Genomic DNA, 18,050 nt, shown 5'->3' on the forward strand with positions numbered 1-18,050 from the left:
AAATAATGAACAACAGATGATTTTAAAAACCAAACTGTTGTTCATCTTTAAAAATAAAATAATCAATTTAAAAAATGAGCATTCACTAGAATAATAACCATACAATTCATTGAAACTATATTGCTTGTCAGATTTATGTTTAGTGCTTTTTCAAATTTCAACAGACTCTTAACCTATACTACAAAATTAATCACATTTTTTTAAATTATGTATATATCCTTCAAGTATTTACTTCAACTTTAGTTTGAGTTTAAGTCAATAAATTGCTACATTCTAGGCATCAACAATAAAAATCCAAGTGTGGATGGATTAGATTATGCGTAATAAAATTTATTCCGAAAAACGACGTAAAATTCATTCATTATTCAATCAAGTATTGAAACACTCATTTATTGCCAAATTAATATATAAAAACCAACTGAGTAACAGTTTGGAAATCGACCCACATACAGGTATTTATAATCAGTTTGCAATTAATACCTATTTAAAAGAATTACATCCTCAGACTGATTCTAACTTTGGTATCATTTTGCTTAGTGTTGATAACTTGTGTGAAATCAAGAACAAATACAATCTAAAAATTGCACATAAAGCTTTAGCGGCTATAGCCCAAGAGTTATTACAAAATATCCGTGAAACTGACCTTGTTGGCCGCTATAGCGAATCTGAATTTATTTTAATTCTCAGTGATGTTACTCAGGATCAAGCACGTCATATCGCAGATCGTCTATCACGTTTAATTAATCATTATGATTTAAAGATCAACAACAAAGTCATCCCACTTCAAACAAGTTGTGGTGCATCTGTTTCTAAACATGACAGCATGAGTAATGCAGTGTTACAACAAGCAGATCAAGCATTATATATTGCGAAAACCAATCGTAAACCTTGTTATTCGGGCACAGGTGTTTTGTCTTAAAACATCTGTATATTTAAAAATTAATTACACCACTATTTAATTTATATTAATAATAAAATACCTGTTTATTAACAAATAAATGATAACAATTCTTTGTTTTAATAAATTTTAATCACTATAATTTAAAAAATTATTAATCAGTACTTAATGAATTACAGCTTGAAAAACCCTGGAATAATTATGAATGAAGGTATCGAATATAAGACTTAATCATTACTGGCAAAAGCTGAAACAACAATTAGATTCAAATATCATTATGAATTGGAGCAGTTTACATAAATGTATCTTGATTCTGTTCCTGACTGTTGCCCTTCATTTATCATGGATCGTATGGAAAATTTTTATCCTGTTAAATCCAGAAACTTGGCAATGGGTCAATATCTCCTTGATTCGTTCACAACTTGTGGTCAATGCTGGCTCAACCCTACTGCTTTTTTTTCTGATTGCATTTTGTTATTTCTTTCAAAATAAAAAATGGGCGAACACTATCCTCCCCCATATTGTCATCAGTATTTTTATTCTTTTAATGCTTGCTGATGGTTTCCTCGTTGGTATCTATAGTCCAGCTACTGTTTTTGCATTTGTTTGTATTTCTGGTGTGGGTTTAATCTTATTCAATAGAAAAATTATTTATCTGCAAATTAGCACTGCACTACTGTTCTATATTTCAATGATGCTTTGTACTTATTGGCGCATCATTCCGTATGCCCCAATTTTTAATACACATATATTAGAAAATAATCGGCATGATAACCCGTTCTGGGTAGGAACAATGCTATATTTTATTATTCCTATTTTAATTGTATGTTTGATTTTATGTGAGATTTTACTGTCTCAGTGGCGACATAGAGAGTCATTAATCAAAAAACTCAGTGAAATTGACCCACTGACCAATTTATATAATCGTCGTTTTTTTAATGAAAAGCTTGATGATATCCAAAATAAGCAAACCGAATATGCCATTATCTTGATTGATATTGATCATTTCAAAGAAATCAATGACTTATATGGACATCATTTTGGTGATGAAGCATTGTGTCAAGTTGCCAAATTATTATCATCTCACATTCGTCAGTCAGATATTGTGGCTCGTTATGGCGGTGAAGAATTTATTATTGCCTTACCTGAAACCTCTTTAAACATTGCTCAAGCACTTGCTGAACGCTGTCGATTGGCGATTCAAAACCAAGTGCTTGAATCCCTTGATCATCATTATGTTCAGCTGACCGCCAGTTTTGGTATTGCCACCTCCAGTGACGATGACAATATTAGTAAAATTATTCATCTGGCAGACAAAGCGCTATATCGGGCCAAACAGTCTGGGCGCAATCAAGTACAGCTCTACCGCGCTCAAATCAATGAAATAGCTTAGCAGTATTCAATAGATTAAACCTGACTGCGATATTGCTCTTCACATGCTACAAATCGAAATTCTGCTTGCGCTTCTGCTATCCATTGCTGTACAGCAGGGACGGCTAATATCTTATCGATATAACGTTGACTGTTTGCTGATACTGCAATGCCATAACCCATAAACCGCATCACAACTGGCGCATAAAAAGCATCGACAATAGTAAACTCATCACCACATAAAAAACTGTCAGAGTCTGGTCGCTCCGACCATAATTGTTCAATCCGTTTTACATCTTGCTGTAGTTTTAAATTTTCCTGCCAAAGCTGTGCACCAATATGCTTTAAATCAGCATCTAAATTCATATCACAACAACTACGCAAAGCCATAAAACTACTGTGCATTTCAGCGGACATCGATCTTGCGCGTGCACGTTGTTTTACATCTTGAGGCCACAATTGTTTTTCAGGAAACTTTTCTGCCAGATATTCACAAATCGCCAAAGAATCCCAAACTAAAAAGCCATCGTCTACTAAAGCTGGGACTTTGCCAGTTGGGTTTATTTTTAAAATACTTTGTTTAAATTGGCTATCGAGGTCAAAGTGATCAAAAGGGATTAGGTGCTCTGTAAATGAAATATTAAAATGCTGAATCACTAACCATGGACGCATCGACCAAGTCGAGTAATTTTTATCACCAATAAACAGTTCTAACATTTTAATACTCCTGTGTTTATTGCTTATTTTGAACTCAGCATACACAAGATAAGACTATTCTAAAAGCATTTCGAAAATTGCTCGCTTTGAAAACAAATCAAGGAGTAGATCAACTACTCCTTGACGATGTATCAGACTGAATTGATTAGAATAAGAATGCCACACCTAAACCAGCTTTATAACTACGGTCTCGCCCTTCCAAATCGACACCCACACTTCCATCAAGTTGGGTACGCTCATTAACCGCATAGATCAAACCAGAGCCTAGACCATACTTATAGTTTTGGCTTTCTGTTTTTGAATAGACAAACTCAGAGAACCCTGAAAGATTACCAGCAATTTTATAACCGACAGTAGGTACAGCGGTCACTGACCAATGCCCATCTTGCACAGCATAGTTCATGGTGATTCCAGTATTGACCAAATCATTATACTGATAATCTAATGATGTGCCGATGCTATAAATATCATCTTCTTCACTAAAACCATCATTGCCCGTTGCAATCAAGGCTTGAGCCAAAATAGCCATGGATAATTTATCATCTTTTAAGTCGATGGCTTTTTTAATCCCAATAGAAACATCACCTAAACCAGAGTCATCCTCTTTAATGCCTCTATATTTGGTTTGAGTCCAAGCTGGACCCTGCCAGCCTAACTGTAACTCCATACTAGAGGTTAAACCAGTACGGAGCAGCATATCACCATTGAGGGTTACAGTTTTTGCTTTTGCGCCATCTACTTTAGTTTCTGTATAGGTTGCACTTGGTAGACCTTGCTCCCAAGCCAATTGACCCACTGGCGTGATTCCTGTTCCAAAACCAGTTCCAGGACGATCAAAAGAAAATTCTGCTGCCATTGCGCTTATACTTAGACTCGAAGCAAGGGCTAATGTGATTCTATTTAAAATTGCCATATGAAGACTCAAAATTTACGATAATTCTTTGGACATTTTCGCACCGCGACTACGTAGTAACTCTAAAGATTCTTTCTCTTCAGGTAAAGCCTGAGACCAATCTATTTGATCAAATTCACAATCAAAGAACAAATCACTGATCGAGGATAAAATAGTCTTACCTTCTTCATCTTTGGTGTTCGGGTCAACCTTATGATCTAAAAGCTTATGAATTGCAGGTACACAGGCTGCGCTTGCTGCATCCCACAGTGGACCATAGCACTCTTCAGTGTCCCACAAATAAAAGTTTGCTTTGGCATTAATTAAAGCATCCAAAATATCTAAATGCGGTTGTAAATCTTGTGCTTTTTGTTCTGCCGTTAAAGGATGACCTGCTTCATAGGCATCACAAATTTTTTCCCACCATTTAAACAATCCATCTGACCAAATTGAAACAGCTGGTCCTTTTTCAGGTTCCATAAAGTTAGGATCAAATCCATCTGCAAGCAAACGTTTGACTTGAGCAAGGTCTAAATCTTCTAAAGCCTGTATAAAGACTTGTTGTTGTGCTGATAACATTTTGATCTCACTATTCTATTCCTATACAACATTATGACGAATATTTTTAAAATAGCTTTGAAAAATTTTAATCGTGTCGCTTTTATTTTATAAATGGCATTTATTGTTCATTTATGACAAAGAAGATAATCAAGGACTGTTTTAAAACCATAAAATTGAAGACCATAAAAAAGCCCCGAAGGGCTTTTTATCAGATCATGCTTCATCTGCATCAGCAAGTTCTAGTTTTCCACCACGTGGATTTTCAATTTTTTCTAATACGTGCTCTAGGCTACGCTTTACGCGATCTATCGCACCGTGTAATGAAAGATCAATGTTTTTCGCTCGATGTTTTACCACGACTGGCTTCAAACCTGCTGCTTTGACTTCAATCATACATTGGATATCATCCGCCCCACCTTTGTCACCGTTCTCATCACTGATATGAACTGAAAACTGGGTAATACGTTCGCTATGACGTTGGAATTCTTGATTTAGCTCATCGCGTACGTAAGTAATTAAACGATCACTATTTCTAATATTTTTATCTGTACGGATTTCTATATTCATAAAAAACATCCTCTTTCTAATCAAAAAACGAGTGCAAAACTTATATTTTCGGCACACTTTGCGCCTGCTGTATAAGACAGCTTTTCACCTACAATAAATTGGAACCGTAACTCCTCTATTGCAAAGATGAACACTTTTAACGATCTGCAGATAGGTGTTCTTATACATTCATTATCAGGCCATATTGGAAAATATGCAAGTAGATTTTTAACTTTTTTATGAAAAGAATATGAAAAATGACATCTTGTTACGTTACTTTATAATTAAATGATTTAATTGATTTTTTAATGACTAATTCTGACTAAAAACATCAACTATGTTTAATTCTTAAACTTTTAATGGATATAAATTTTAAATCTTTGCTTTAAATATGCGACTCACGTTTTAAAACATTTCACCTCTTGATGTTTACATATTTATTTTCATTCCATCTAATTTTCGCTTTATTTTTATTTAAGAATCTGTATTCTTGAAGCGCTTTTCTTGGGGGAAAGGAAGAATTCATGAAACTTACACAAATTGCGGCTATCTGCGCAATCGCTTCAACTGCAACTTTGGCTCAAGCTGCGCCTGTTTGGCAAGATTTTAGTATTACTGGTCTTTATGGTGAAAACTATGAACTAACACCAGATGAGAAACAATCTACTATCACTTTTGAGTATGCTGCCAAACTTAAATACGGTGATTTCTTTGCCTTTGCTGACCGTACCAACAGTGATGGTCAGTCGGATACTTATTTTGAGGTTTCTCCACGTCTTAGCCTAGGTGCTGTTTCTGGGAAAAAACTTGAATTAGGCCCAATTAAAGACGTATTAATTGCAACCACTTGGGAAGGTGGTAAAGACATGAACAACTACCTATACGGTGTTGGTGTTGATTTAGCCATTCCTTATTTTCAATATGCGCAATTAAATTTCTACCGTGCCAATAATGAAATCCAAGAAGATGACTATCAATTGACATTTACCTATGGAATTCCATTTAAAATTGCATCTGAAGAATTCCTTGTGGACGGTTTCCTTGATTGGTCAACTGCAGAAAAAGATCAAGTTGCACACTCAAGCGAGTTGAACTGGACGACACAATGGAAATGGAATGCGGGTAAACACATTTCTCCAGATACCCGTCTATATCTTGGTGTTGAACACTCTGTATGGCACAACAAATACGGTGTTCCAGGTAAAGACGAAAATAATGTCAGCGCTTTAATCAAGTATCATTTCTAAGACTGAGCTAAATCCATTGATCAGAAAGCAAAACTTCGGTTTTGCTTTTTTTATTGCCCTTAAAAATAAATCTTTTTAGAATACCCCTATCAATTTTCCATTGACCTATATCCATGAATTTTCAGATCCGCCCTGCTCAAGCTTCTGACCTAACTGAGATTATGCGTATTTATAATCATGAAATTGCAACAGGTTTAGCAACATGGAACAGCCAATTAAAGACTTTCGCAGATTACCAACAGTGGTTTCTAGAATTACAACAACAGCAATTTCCACTTTTTGTTGCTGAAGAAACAGCGACTCATGCCATTGCAGGCTATGCCGATTATGCAAGCTTTAGAGCAATCAACGGTTATCTATATACAGTTGAGCACTCTGTTTATATCGACCCAGAATTTACTCGACAAGGACTCGGCAAACGCTTAATGCTGAAATTGATTGAACATGCTCAACAGCACAATATCCACGTTATGGTTGCTGCAATTGACCATGAAAATACTGGTTCGATTTATCTACACCAACAACTCGGATTTAAACAAACAGGTTACATGCCACAAGTCGGACAAAAATTTGGGCAGTGGCGTGATTTGGTGTTGATGCAATTAAATTTTGATTAAAATAGAGCAGTATTTATACAGAACCCGTCGTAAATTTTTTTTGTCGCTTTTTCAAAATCTGTTGTATAACCATAAACAATATTGCTGAACTTCAGAGCGAATATCGATGAATAAAATGATAATCAGTCTATTGGCACCATTTGCATTGATACTTAATACAGCAAGCCATGCTGCTGACTACGATGAACAAAATATAAAACAGGGTTGTGCCAAACTCAGTCAATATCGTAAATTGGGACAAAAATTTTACGACCAGAAAAACTATAAAAAAGCGCTTGATCAGTTTCAAAGACAAGCATCTTGGAGTGCTTTTTGTCAGTCTGTGGGTGAAGAAGAAGCTGATATTCGGGTTTCAGATAATGACATCGACATTGCCAATAATAATGTGGGTTTAACGTATAGCAAACTCAATCAACCCTTATGGGCAAGAGCGTGGTTTCAAATTAAACCCACAAAAACCAGTCAATTTAATTTAAAAAAGTTAGTAACACCAAAACCAAACAATGACTTAACAGGAGAATATGCCAGTTATGCAGGTTTTGGCGAATGGAATAATATCACCATTAAAAAACGTGATCAGAAATATCTCATTCAATTCACTGGTCTATGGATGGGTGCTCGAAGCCTAATTTATGGTCCAAATATTGGCGAATTTGAAACAGAAATGCCACTTCATGCCAAGAAAGCAAGCTATCGTTTTGAAAATTGTCAAATTGACATCAATTTCACCTATAACTCCTCTTTAGGCAATTTTATTAAAGTGAAAGAATTAAATGAACAAGCCGATTGTGGCTTTGGTATGAATGTTTCATCAACAGGCTATTATCAGAAAGTTGAGCCTCAATAATATAGGGTTTAACCACACCTCCCTTGACTCAGGGAGGTAAACAAAATGTTTTCACGATTCTGTTAAATCGCCACTAAATCACGAATCCCCTTTTCAGGCATTTCTTTACCGATGCCTTGTGCAACCACTTGACCACGTGCCATCACGGTATAGTTATCGGCCAGCTCCTCGGCAAAATCATAGAATTGCTCTACAAGTACAATCGCCATTTCGCCACCATCTGCCAATTTTCGAATCACTCGACCAATATCTTTAATAATCGAAGGCTGAATTCCTTCGGTCGGCTCATCTAAAATCAAAACTTTCGGCTCCGATGCTAAAGCACGTGCAATGGCTAATTGCTGTTGCTGTCCACCAGACAAATCTCCTCCACGGCGATGTTTCATTTCGTCTAAGACAGGAAAAATTTCATATAAATGCTCAGGAACTTTACGGGTTTTTGCACCAGAAAATTTTGCCATGCCAATCAAAATATTTTCCTCTACTGTGAGTGTAGAAAAAATATCTCGCCCTTGAGGAACATAGGCCAAACCCGCGCGTACACGCTGTTCAGGGCTCATTTTAGCAATGTCTTTGCCATCCAATAAGATTTGCCCAGACTTAATCGGTAAAATTCCCATCAAACATTTTAATAAGGTGGTTTTACCCACACCATTCCGTCCCAAAACCACAGAACACTCACCAATCGGCGCAGTTAAAGTCACATCACGGAGAATGTGACTGCCCCCATAAAATTGATTGACGTCTTTTATTTCTAGCATATTGCTCCCCTTAACGTCCTAAATACTTTTCAATCACATCTTCATTGGCTTGTACTTCCGCCAAGGTTCCTTCGGCTAGAATGGCACCTTGTGCCAGAACCGTAACTTTCTCACTAATGGTGTCGATAAAGCTCATATCGTGCTCGACCACAACCAAGGTATGATTCTTTTTTAATTCCAAACATAACTCTGCTGTCCGTTCAGTTTCAGCATCGGTCATTCCCGCTACAGGCTCATCCAACAAGATCAGTTTAGGTCGTTGCATCAACAGCATGCCAATTTCAAGCCACTGCTTTTGTCCATGTGATAACAACCCCGCAGGCTTTTGAATAAACTCTTGTAAACGAATCTGTTGCAAAGATTCATCCAAAGCCAACTGTGCATCAGGACTTAATTTGCTGAAAAAACTTTTTTTCACGGTTTTGTCTTTTGGCGCAGCAAGGAGCAGATTTTCCATCACAGTAAAGTTTTCAAATACAGTCGGTTTCTGAAACTTACGACCAATACCCGCTTCTGCAATTTGCTCTGTACTCATTTTAGCAAGATCATAGTTTTGACCAAAAAAGGCAGAACCTTCGGTAGGACGTGTTTTACCAGTGATCACATCCATCAATGTGGTTTTTCCCGCACCATTTGGCCCAATAATGCAGCGCAACTCCCCTTCTTCAATGTAAAGAGACAAATCATTTAAAGCGCGGAAAGAATCAAACCATACACTGACTTTTTCTAAGTAAAGTGCAATACCATGGCTGAAATCGGCACCTTCAGCTTTAGGACGACCATAGCCCTCACCGATTTGACCACCATGTTGCGAATTTAAGCCCAAATCTGACAATAGCTCTGACATTAGTGATCCTCCTTTTTAAAGCGCTCAAGCAATCCAATCACCCCTTTAGGGAGGAAGATGGTTACAACGATAAATAATGCACCAAGGATCAATAACCATATTTCAGGATATGCAACGGTAAAATAGGTTTTAACTCCATTGATCAGACCTGCACCTAGAATTGGGCCAATCAATGTGCCACGACCACCTGCTGCAACCCAAACCGCCATTTCAATCGAATTCACAGGATTCATTTCGCTTGGATTAATGATGCCTGCTTGTGGGACATACAATGCACCTGCAATTCCAGCAATCACCGCGGAAAGGACCCATGCCGACAGTTTGTACCACAGGGTACGATAGCCTAAATATTGCAACCGGTTTTCGCTATCACGGATTGCCCCCAACACTCGACCATAAGGCTTATTCATTAAACTACGTAAGCCGATAAAGCTCAGTAACAACACTAAGGCCGTAAGGAAACACAATGTTGCTCGCATAGAAGCAGAGGTAATATCCATCCCAAGAATGGTTTTAAATCCAGTAAAGCCATTGTTCCCGCCAAAACCTGTTTCATTGCGGAAAAACAACAGTGCAGCAGCAAAAGTCATGGCTTGGGTGATAATCGAAAAATACACACCTTTAATTTTGGAACGAAATGCAAAGAATCCAAAGATAAAGGCTATCACGCCTGGTACCAAAATCACCAAAGCCAAAGCCCATAAGAAATGCTGGGTTCCGACCCAATACCAAGGCAGCTCAGTCCAACTGAGAAAGCGCATAAAGTCAGGTAATTGCTCGCCTGCTGACTCTCGCATCAGGTACATACCAAAAGCATAACCACCCAAAGCAAAATATAACCCATGCCCCAGACTTAGAATGCCGGCATAACCCCAGACCAGATCCAAAGCCAGTGCAACCAAGGCGAGACACATGATTTTACCAATCAAAGTCACCCAGTATGCTGAGAGGTGTAAGGCTGAATCTTGTGGTAACACATGAAACCACGGCAGAATCAGCATTACAGCGAAACATACAGCAATGGCGATTGCACTATAGGGTTTATCTGAAAGTAATGATGTGATTTTCATAGGCTTACTCCACAAAACGACCTTTGATAGCGAATAAACCTTGTGGGCGTTTTTGAATAAACAGAATCACAAGAACCAAGAGAATAATTTTGGCGAGCACTGCGCCCATACCAATTTCGAGAATTGTTCCACTCACGCCTAAACCTAATGCGGCAAGCACAGCACCCCAAACCTGACCAACACCACCCACTACAACCACAAGGAAAGCATCAATAATATAGTTTTGCCCTAGGTCAGGTCCGACATTGCCAACTTGTGCCAAGGCACAGCCTGCTAAGCCTGCAAGTCCTGAACCCAGACCAAAGGCCATCATATCGATTCGTGCAGAGCGAATACCGACAGCACGTGCCATCTGACGGTTTTGCGTGACTGCACGCACGAATAGACCAAATCGGGTTTTATTGAGCAGGTAAACCAGTAAAAGTAATACAGCGATGGTGAAGACGATGATCGCGATACGGTTATACGGCAGCATCAAACTAGGTGTAAGCGAAATCCCGCCTGAAAGCCATGAAATATTTGATACTTCCACATTCTGCGCACCAAAAATCATCCGGACCAATTGCATCAAAATAAGGCTGACACCAAAGGTCGCCAACAAGGTTTCTAACTGACGGCCATACAACGGGCGAATCACGGTTCGTTCTATCAACATGCCAATCAAAGCACTGACTAAAAACGCTGCTGGAATTGCTGCAATTAGGTACCAATCGACATAAGCACCCAAATGGGTTTTAAAGAAACTTTGCACCACATAAGTGGTATAAGCACCGATCATGATCAACTCGCCATGTGCCATATTGATCACACCGAGTAAGCCATAAGTAATCGCCAGTCCTAATGCTGCGAGCAATAAAATACTTGCGGTACTGAGGCCTGAAAAAACATGTCCTGTCCATTCACTGGCTTGAATGCGGGTTTTAATACTACTTTGCGCACTGACCAAAGCAGCCTTTAATTCTGGATTTAAGTTTGGCTGTGTTAGCGCTTGTTCGATGATCGCCAAAACATCAGGACGACTAGAATCTTTTAGGGTTTTAACCGCTTGAATTTTGGTGAGCGTATCTGGACTATTAAAATCAATTCGTGCTTTTAACTGGGCTAAACGTGCCTTCACTTTATTATTTTTTTCATTGAGATAAAGTTGGTTGATGACCTTGATATCCAGTTCATCTAAATTGTTCTCCAAGATATCAATCGCAGCCAAACGCTGTGATGCATCTGGAGACTGTAACTTGATCTTCGCCTGACCAAAGCTCAAGGCTTTATGCAAGGTATTGACCAACGTCACTTGATTTAAATCACCTGGCCAATCTGTAATCGCCTGTTCATCTGGATAACTGAACAGTTTATCTCCAGCTTTCATGATGTAGGTATTGCCCGAACTGTCGGTATAAAGCTCGTCGTTTTCGACATAGGCCACCAGCTTATCAAGCTCGTCTATACTTGCTGGCCATTGATTCAGCATCGCTCGACGCTTTGCAAAATCTGCACGTACAAATTTTTGAATGGCATCATCATGACTTGCCGCTGGCTGAGCGGATGACGATTGCGCGCTATGCACAGATTCAGCAAAAATCTGTTGAATAAGAAATAATTGAGAGATCGTAAAAAAAAGTGCTGCGAGTTTCAGTCTAAGTGACATGTGCAACTCCCCCTATTTTTGTTTAAATACAATGACCTTTAAAGTTGAGTCATCAGTTAAGCCCACTATGCATATAGCGGGCTTTTGGGGTCGTAAAGTCTTTATTTAGGAATGTACGGGCTCCATGGTTCCGCTTTGATCGGTTGAGGGCTCTTGTAAACCACATCAAATTGCCCATCACCACGAATTTGTCCAATCATCACAGGCTTATGCAAGTGATGATTAGTAGCATCCATACTTAAGGTATAGCCAGACGGTGCTTTAAAGCTTTGACCTGCCATCGCTTCACGGACTTTATCTACATCCGTTGTTCCCGCTTTTTCAACGGCTTGTTTCCACATATTGATGCCAACGTAGGTGGCTTCCATTGGGTCATTGGTCACCAATTTACTGGCATTGGGTAGCTTATATTCGACTGCGTATTGCTTCATCTTATTGACGAATTCGGTATTCACTGGATTCTTCACAGACATGAAGTAGTTCCAAGATGCCAAATGCCCGACCAGTGGTTTGGTGTCGATCCCGCGTAATTCTTCTTCACCGACTGAAAAGGCCATCACAGGAATATCCGAAGCTTTTATGCCTTGGTTACCCAATTCACGATAGAACGGTACGTTAGAATCGCCATTGATGGTGGAAATAACCGCGGTCTTTTTACCCGCAGCGAATTTCTTAATATTGCCGACGATGGTTTGATAATTACTATGTCCAAATGGTGTATATTCTTCCATGATGTCTGCATCGGCAACACCTTTAGACTTTAAGAATGCACGTAAAATTTTGTTGGTGGTTCGCGGGTAGACGTAGTCAGTACCTAATAAGACAAAACGTTGTGCCTTACCTCCCTCTTCACCCATTAAATATTCAACAGCAGGAATCGCTTGTTGGTTAGGTGCTGCGCCTGTATAGAAAATATTCTTAGACTGTTCTTGGCCTTCGTATTGCACTGGATAGAACAAAAGACCATTGAGCTCCTCTACAACCGGTAACACTGATTTACGAGAAACTGAAGTCCAACAGCCAAAAATGACAGCGACTTTATCCTGAGTTATTAACTGGCGGGCTTTTTCAGCAAATAATGGCCAGTCTGATGCAGGATCGACGACAACAGGCTCAAGCTTTTTCCCCATCACCCCACCTTTGGCATTAATTTCATTGATTGCCATCAGTGCCGTATCTTTAAGCGATGTTTCAGAGATTGCCATGGTTCCAGACAGTGAATGCAAGATGCCCACTTTAATTGTGTCACCGCCTGTAGCAGTTGCCGATTTATTTTCTGCTGCGGGTTTCGCTTCCGTTTTATCTGCGGGTTTTGAGCAAGCTGTCAGCGCAATGCTCCCCATCATTGCCACAGCGAGAAGTGTTTTTGAAAACATTTTTTGTTGGAACATCATCTTTTTCTCTCCAAACCTTTTGGTGCATTTTTGAATGCGCGATTTTGCTTTTACCTGACAGGCTTAATTCAATTTTTATGCCAAGTGGAGAATTTGTGATTTTATCGTTGAATATTTTTCCTGATAAAAAATAATAAAATCAAAATATTAGATGCTATTATTTTTATATAAGTTGAAGATACATTGATAGGCATTAAATGCCTTTCCATCACTGGATATAGCCAGCACTTAGCAAGTAAAAATGCGAGATTAAAAGCCACACTGGTCAAATTAAGTGCGATTTTTTTTGTTTAAAATGAGCGATGAGAGTGCAAAAAATTTACCCAAAATTAAATTTTTAGGGCTTCCGGGATAAATTTTGCTTTACAGCACCAAACGATTTTTGACGGGATAATCCAATAATCCCTGAGATGGATGGCGTAGAGGCAAAAGAATAGGAGAAAAAATAGAAAGATAATGCAGAAATTATTTGTACGACGAAGAATGTAATTCTGTTTGCATCAATGCGATGTTTCAGAGGTATCAAAAAAAATGATGCTCTGAGGCATCATTTTTTAAATATGAATGAGTTCAGCAATCAAACACTCAAATCAGCTAAATTACCTTTTTGCTCTAACCAGTCTTTACGATCACCTGACCTTTTTTTAGCAAGTAATTTGTCCAGTAAGCCTGTTGTGTGATGCGTGTCGTCCAAATCCAACTGCACCAAACGGCGTGTATTTGGATCTAAGGTGGTTTCACGCAATTGACTGGCGTTCATTTCACCCAAACCTTTAAATCGCGTAATTTGCGGGTTTTTAGATTTAACTCTCTTTAAGATAGCTTCTAACTCTTCGTTATCAAGCGCGTAATAAACATCTTTGGCATCATCGATACGGAACAATGGTGGCATTGCAACATATAGGTGCCCAGCATCGACCATTGCAGGGAAATGCTTGACGAAGAGTGCACAAAGCAAGGTCGCGATATGTAAACCATCTGAATCGGCGTCGGCAAGGATACAAATTTTGCCATAACGTAATTCGGAAAGATCATCACTGCCCGGATCTACGCCAATCGCAATCGCAATATTATGCACTTCTTGAGAGGCCAACACCTCGTCAGAAGACACTTCCCAAGTATTTAAAATTTTCCCACGAATCGGCATGATCGCTTGAAAGTTTTTATCGCGGGCTTGTTTTGCAGAACCACCGGCAGAGTCACCTTCGACAATAAACAGTTCTGATTCTTCAAGGGTATGACCCACACAATCTGACAGTTTTCCGGGCAAGGTTGGACCGGCAACAATCTTTTTACGTTCAACTTTTTTGGCTGCTTTTAAACGGCGACCCGCTTTCGCAATCACAATCTCAGCCAATTGCATGGCCACTTCAGAGTTTTGATTTAGCCAGAGCGCAAAAGCATCTTTGGCAATATTTAAAACAATGTTAGACGCTTCTCGGCTTGAAAGACGTTCTTTGGTTTGTCCTGAGAATTGTGGCTCTTGGAATTTAAGCGACAGGATATAATTGACCCCGTCCCAAACATCTTCAGCAGATAATTTCAGATTACGTGGCAACAAGTTACGTAACTCACAAAACTCACGCATCGCATCGGTAACACCTGAGCGTAACCCGTTTACATGGGTTCCCCCTTGTGCCGTTGGGATCAAATTCACATAACTTTCCTGAATTTGTTCTCCACCCTCAGCATTCCAGCAAATTGCAAACTCAGCACTGGCACGTTCAGCTTCACCTGTTGCAACAAAGGCAGGATCTGGAATGATTTCGCGATCTTGTAATTCATCCATCAAATAGTCGACGAGACCATTTTCAAACTGCCATTCAATTTTTTCGTCATTAATCTGGTCAATATAATTAATTTGTAGACCAGCAGCCAATACAGCTTTGGCTTTGAGATTATGTTTTAACGCTTTTAAAGCAAATTTAGGTGAGTCAAAATATTTCGCTTCTGGCCAAAAATGTACTGTTGTCCCCGTAGCACGTTTTGGCGCTTTGCCTTCCAAAACCTCTAAAGGCGCAACAGGTTCACCATGTTCAAACGCCATTTTATAAAGATTGCCGTGGCGTTGAACTTCAACTTCAACACGATCGGACAAGGCATTGACCACGGAAATTCCAACACCATGCAAACCGCCCGAAAACTGATAGTTATCGGTGCTAAATTTACCGCCTGCATGCAGTTTCGTTAGGATAATTTCAATCCCGCTTTGTCCGTATTCAGGATGAATATCGACTGGCATACCACGTCCATTGTCTTCGACCGACAACGAACCATCTTTATATACCGTGACAGTAATTTTATTGGCATGTCCTGCAAGTGCCTCATCGACAGCATTATCAATTACTTCTTGCGCCAAATGGTTTGGACGAGTGGTATCGGTATACATACCTGGACGGCGACGTACAGGATCTAGACCAGATAATACTTCAAGTGATTGGGCCGTATATTGAGACACGTTGAGTTTTTTCCTTTTATTTTACGGAGTATGATAAAAATTCCAGAATCATGGGTATTTTATCTGCAAAATCTTCCATCGCATGATTACCATGCATTTCTGTCATGATCAATGATGTGTGTGGAGCTGCACTATAATACCGTTCAGCGTCACGATAATCTAAAACTTCATCACCTTGTTGCAATAAGACCAGTATTTTGTCTGCATCTTGTACAAACGGCACGGCAATCGCTTCCAAGTAGTTAAGTTGTAAACGATCTAAAGTCCATTGTTCATTGATCTTATAGGGAATTTGTTCAATCCCAAATAAGTTACTGAATAATTGCCATGGTCGCATAGCTGGATTAATTAAAACAGCAGGCACACCATATTTTGCGACCAATTGTGTCGCATAAAAGCCACCAAAGCTACTCCCCACCAGTGCAACATCAGGCAATTTTTCAATGAGCGCTGAAATTTGATCTAAAACCAGTTGCGGATGCTGGTTTAAATCAGGCAAATGCACACTATGCGATGAATAGCATCGACAATAATCATCAAGTTGTTGCCCTTTTATTGATAAAGGACTACTTTTAAAACCATGTAAATAAATAATATTCATTGAAAATAGTTTGCTTTTTTACCACCAATGTTTTAATTTTTAATGTGATTCAAATCACATTATTGTTTTAATTTGTATATGTCAGGATATTGTCCGACAAAAAACCAAAACTTAATCGCAATTATCGGTATTTTAAATAGCGTTCAGGATGAACAAGATAAGATGATTGCCTAGGGATTTATACATTGATCTACAGCAAAAATAAAGTCTTTGTTCCAGATCAATATGGATGAGGAAATAACAATGCCAAGCTTAACCCCTTTACACGAAACCTATTGTAAGTGGGATCGTTCGCCTCCAAGTCAGGCCGATGTATTAGAAGGTTTAGCGCAGTTAGTGAGTACGCCACTCAGTGGCATGGTTCAAGACTTCATCCAGTCGATTCAACGTGAAATGTTGCTGAGTATTTTTGGCTTAAGTAAACAAAAAGCCAAACGATTCCAATCCCGCCCAATTGTCGATAAATTCTATCAATTTGGTTATCACGCATTGCAAAATTATGGTAGCCACCTGATTGCTCCAATTTTACGTAAAACCATTGAACGTTTTCCAAATTTACATGATAAGCCATTGACCTCTCACATGACTTTTTTGGTCAGTGTTTTAAATGGGGTACTGGGCGATTATTTGTTGGCAACTCATAATCCGCTCGCACTGTCACCTGTGCTCTATGATCATTATGGTTCATTACAGCAAGGCGACTTGGCTGGCCGTGTGGTGATTTTCTCTCACGGTTTATGTATGAATTATCAAGACTGGACCAATCGTAACAATGGCGGTATTGGTGAGAAACTCTTGGCGCAACGTGATCACAACACCATGTTGTATTTTCACTACAATACTGGACGTAGAATTTCAGCCAATGGACGTTCATTGGCAAATCTTTTAGAAGACTTGGTCAAACGGAACCCTCGCATTACCAGCATTGATTTAATTGGGCACAGTATGGGCGGCTTGGTTTCTCGCAGTGCGCTGTTCTATGGCAAACAAAACATGCACCAGTGGTTCCACATGGTTGAGAATCTGGTTTGTATTGGTTCTCCGCATCATGGTGCGTTATTAGAACGTTTCGGATTTGCCATGCAAGAGAAAGTGGGTAATTTCCCGATTGTTAAAATGATCAGCCATATCGTCAATATCCGCAGTAATGGCATCTTAGACTTGCGTTATGGAAGTGTTCGAGATGATGACTGGGAGCATAACAATGCCCGTATTGGTTTGATGGATGACAACCGCAAACCAGCTCCGCTACCATCGCATATCAATACCTTTTTAATTGCAGGTACCTTGGAGTTTGAAAACCGCAAAAACCGCACCTTAAAAGTGATTGGCGACTATCTGGTCAGTGTTAAAAGTGCCTTGGGTGAACACCCGAACCCACGTTTCCAGTTGAAATTACCTGAATCGCATAAAGCTGTGTTTTATGGCTTAAACCATCTTGAGATTCAATATCATCCTTTGGTTTCGGAACAAATTGCCAAATGGTTTTATCCGCACCATGATGAATTGGCAGAAGAACAAATTCGCAAATACTTGATTAAATTAGAAAGTATGCAAGGGATTGTTGAAACTTAATAG

At 39.1% G+C, this 18,050-nt stretch carries 17 protein-coding genes; 6 read left to right on the forward strand and 11 right to left on the reverse strand.

The annotated features are described in order from the left end of the window. Nucleotides 1-316 precede the first annotated feature (316 nt). Both F981_RS04020 and F981_RS04025 read left to right on the forward strand, forming a co-directional pair. Nucleotides 317-919 carry a GGDEF domain-containing protein gene (locus tag F981_RS04020; RefSeq protein WP_004718646.1) on the forward strand — a complete coding sequence of 201 codons (603 nt, stop codon included), beginning with the start codon at nt 317-319 and terminating at the stop codon, nt 917-919. A 256-nt stretch (nt 920-1,175) separates the two neighbouring features. Then, on the forward strand, nt 1,176-2,291 hold the full coding sequence (locus F981_RS04025) for a GGDEF domain-containing protein (protein ID WP_224964554.1): 1,116 nt from the start codon (nt 1,176-1,178) through the stop codon (nt 2,289-2,291). A 14-nt stretch (nt 2,292-2,305) separates the two neighbouring features. On the opposite strand, the gene F981_RS04030 is transcribed toward F981_RS04025, so the two are convergent. The 4 genes from F981_RS04030 to F981_RS04045 all read right to left on the reverse strand — a co-directional run bounded on the left by F981_RS04030 (nt 2,306) and on the right by F981_RS04045 (nt 5,006). Further along, the gene (locus F981_RS04030; RefSeq protein WP_004718648.1) at nt 2,306-2,986 is read right to left on the reverse strand and encodes a glutathione S-transferase family protein; all 681 of its coding nucleotides are present in this window, start codon (nt 2,984-2,986) and stop codon (nt 2,306-2,308) included. Between the two features lie 145 nt (nt 2,987-3,131). Next, nucleotides 3,132-3,899 carry a transporter gene (locus F981_RS04035; protein ID WP_004718649.1) on the reverse strand — a complete coding sequence of 256 codons (768 nt, stop codon included), beginning with the start codon at nt 3,897-3,899 and terminating at the stop codon, nt 3,132-3,134. A gap of 15 nt (nt 3,900-3,914) precedes the next feature. After that, on the reverse strand, nt 3,915-4,457 hold the full coding sequence (locus F981_RS04040; RefSeq protein WP_004718650.1) for an ankyrin repeat domain-containing protein: 543 nt from the start codon (nt 4,455-4,457) through the stop codon (nt 3,915-3,917). Nucleotides 4,458-4,652: 195 nt separating this feature from the next. Continuing rightward, entirely contained in the window at nt 4,653-5,006 is a 354-nt protein-coding gene (locus F981_RS04045; protein ID WP_004718651.1) for an HPF/RaiA family ribosome-associated protein, read from the reverse strand. A 503-nt stretch (nt 5,007-5,509) separates the two neighbouring features. On the opposite strand from F981_RS04045, the gene F981_RS04050 reads away from it, so the two are divergent. The 3 genes from F981_RS04050 to F981_RS04060 all read left to right on the forward strand — a co-directional run bounded on the left by F981_RS04050 (nt 5,510) and on the right by F981_RS04060 (nt 7,696). Then, entirely contained in the window at nt 5,510-6,232 is a 723-nt protein-coding gene (locus F981_RS04050; protein WP_004718652.1) for an outer membrane protein OmpK, read from the forward strand. Nucleotides 6,233-6,345: 113 nt separating this feature from the next. Continuing rightward, nucleotides 6,346-6,849, forward strand: a complete 504-nt coding sequence (locus tag F981_RS04055; RefSeq protein WP_004718653.1) for a GNAT family N-acetyltransferase — start codon at nt 6,346-6,348, stop codon at nt 6,847-6,849. Between the two features lie 106 nt (nt 6,850-6,955). After that, nucleotides 6,956-7,696: a hypothetical protein gene (locus F981_RS04060; protein ID WP_004718656.1), complete on the forward strand. Its 741-nt coding sequence runs from the start codon at nt 6,956-6,958 to the stop codon at nt 7,694-7,696. A 62-nt stretch (nt 7,697-7,758) separates the two neighbouring features. Here F981_RS04060 and urtE read toward each other — a convergent pair whose 3' ends face one another. The 7 genes from urtE to F981_RS04095 all read right to left on the reverse strand — a co-directional run bounded on the left by urtE (nt 7,759) and on the right by F981_RS04095 (nt 16,472). Beyond that, on the reverse strand, nt 7,759-8,457 hold the full coding sequence (gene urtE / locus F981_RS04065; protein WP_004718657.1) for an urea ABC transporter ATP-binding subunit UrtE: 699 nt from the start codon (nt 8,455-8,457) through the stop codon (nt 7,759-7,761). A 10-nt stretch (nt 8,458-8,467) separates the two neighbouring features. Further along, nucleotides 8,468-9,304, reverse strand: coding sequence for an urea ABC transporter ATP-binding protein UrtD (urtD, locus tag F981_RS04070; RefSeq protein WP_004718659.1), 837 nt, complete (start codon nt 9,302-9,304; stop codon nt 8,468-8,470). Further along, nucleotides 9,304-10,374, reverse strand: coding sequence for an urea ABC transporter permease subunit UrtC (gene urtC / locus F981_RS04075; protein ID WP_004718664.1), 1,071 nt, complete (start codon nt 10,372-10,374; stop codon nt 9,304-9,306). The genes urtD and urtC overlap by 1 nt, the downstream gene beginning before the upstream one ends. 4 nt (nt 10,375-10,378) lie before the next feature. Further along, nucleotides 10,379-12,019 carry an urea ABC transporter permease subunit UrtB gene (urtB, locus tag F981_RS04080; protein ID WP_004718665.1) on the reverse strand — a complete coding sequence of 547 codons (1,641 nt, stop codon included), beginning with the start codon at nt 12,017-12,019 and terminating at the stop codon, nt 10,379-10,381. Nucleotides 12,020-12,120: 101 nt separating this feature from the next. Continuing rightward, nucleotides 12,121-13,410, reverse strand: a complete 1,290-nt coding sequence (gene urtA, locus F981_RS04085) for an urea ABC transporter substrate-binding protein (protein WP_034611328.1) — start codon at nt 13,408-13,410, stop codon at nt 12,121-12,123. 580 nt (nt 13,411-13,990) lie between these two features. Further along, nucleotides 13,991-15,871 carry a DNA topoisomerase IV subunit B gene (gene parE, locus F981_RS04090; RefSeq protein WP_004718669.1) on the reverse strand — a complete coding sequence of 627 codons (1,881 nt, stop codon included), beginning with the start codon at nt 15,869-15,871 and terminating at the stop codon, nt 13,991-13,993. A gap of 16 nt (nt 15,872-15,887) precedes the next feature. Continuing rightward, nucleotides 15,888-16,472, reverse strand: coding sequence for a YqiA/YcfP family alpha/beta fold hydrolase (locus F981_RS04095; protein WP_004718672.1), 585 nt, complete (start codon nt 16,470-16,472; stop codon nt 15,888-15,890). A gap of 243 nt (nt 16,473-16,715) precedes the next feature. Between F981_RS04095 and F981_RS04100 the strand changes: the two genes are divergently transcribed. Continuing rightward, nucleotides 16,716-18,047, forward strand: a complete 1,332-nt coding sequence (locus F981_RS04100; protein WP_004718674.1) for a PGAP1-like alpha/beta domain-containing protein — start codon at nt 16,716-16,718, stop codon at nt 18,045-18,047. Nucleotides 18,048-18,050: the final 3 nt, after the last annotated feature.

The organism is Acinetobacter guillouiae CIP 63.46 (assembly GCF_000368145.1).
Classification (GTDB): domain Bacteria; phylum Pseudomonadota; class Gammaproteobacteria; order Pseudomonadales; family Moraxellaceae; genus Acinetobacter; species Acinetobacter guillouiae.

Excerpts from the sequence above, each read along its gene's own strand:
- F981_RS04020 (WP_004718646.1), top strand. The coding sequence starts at position 317 with ATGCGTAATAAAATTTATTCCGAAAAACGACGTAAAATTCATTCATTA.
- F981_RS04025 (WP_224964554.1), top strand. The coding sequence starts at position 1,176 with ATGAATTGGAGCAGTTTACATAAATGTATCTTGATTCTGTTCCTGACT.
- F981_RS04030 (WP_004718648.1), bottom strand. The coding sequence starts at position 2,986 with ATGTTAGAACTGTTTATTGGTGATAAAAATTACTCGACTTGGTCGATG.
- F981_RS04035 (WP_004718649.1), bottom strand. The coding sequence starts at position 3,899 with ATGGCAATTTTAAATAGAATCACATTAGCCCTTGCTTCGAGTCTAAGT.
- F981_RS04040 (WP_004718650.1), bottom strand. The coding sequence starts at position 4,457 with ATGTTATCAGCACAACAACAAGTCTTTATACAGGCTTTAGAAGATTTA.
- F981_RS04045 (WP_004718651.1), bottom strand. The coding sequence starts at position 5,006 with ATGAATATAGAAATCCGTACAGATAAAAATATTAGAAATAGTGATCGT.
- F981_RS04050 (WP_004718652.1), top strand. The coding sequence starts at position 5,510 with ATGAAACTTACACAAATTGCGGCTATCTGCGCAATCGCTTCAACTGCA.
- F981_RS04055 (WP_004718653.1), top strand. The coding sequence starts at position 6,346 with ATGAATTTTCAGATCCGCCCTGCTCAAGCTTCTGACCTAACTGAGATT.
- F981_RS04060 (WP_004718656.1), top strand. The coding sequence starts at position 6,956 with ATGAATAAAATGATAATCAGTCTATTGGCACCATTTGCATTGATACTT.
- urtE (WP_004718657.1), bottom strand. The coding sequence starts at position 8,457 with ATGCTAGAAATAAAAGACGTCAATCAATTTTATGGGGGCAGTCACATT.
- urtD (WP_004718659.1), bottom strand. The coding sequence starts at position 9,304 with ATGTCAGAGCTATTGTCAGATTTGGGCTTAAATTCGCAACATGGTGGT.
- urtC (WP_004718664.1), bottom strand. The coding sequence starts at position 10,374 with ATGAAAATCACATCATTACTTTCAGATAAACCCTATAGTGCAATCGCC.
- urtB (WP_004718665.1), bottom strand. The coding sequence starts at position 12,019 with ATGTCACTTAGACTGAAACTCGCAGCACTTTTTTTTACGATCTCTCAA.
- urtA (WP_034611328.1), bottom strand. The coding sequence starts at position 13,410 with ATGTTCCAACAAAAAATGTTTTCAAAAACACTTCTCGCTGTGGCAATG.
- F981_RS04095 (WP_004718672.1), bottom strand. The coding sequence starts at position 16,472 with ATGAATATTATTTATTTACATGGTTTTAAAAGTAGTCCTTTATCAATA.
- F981_RS04100 (WP_004718674.1), top strand. The coding sequence starts at position 16,716 with ATGCCAAGCTTAACCCCTTTACACGAAACCTATTGTAAGTGGGATCGT.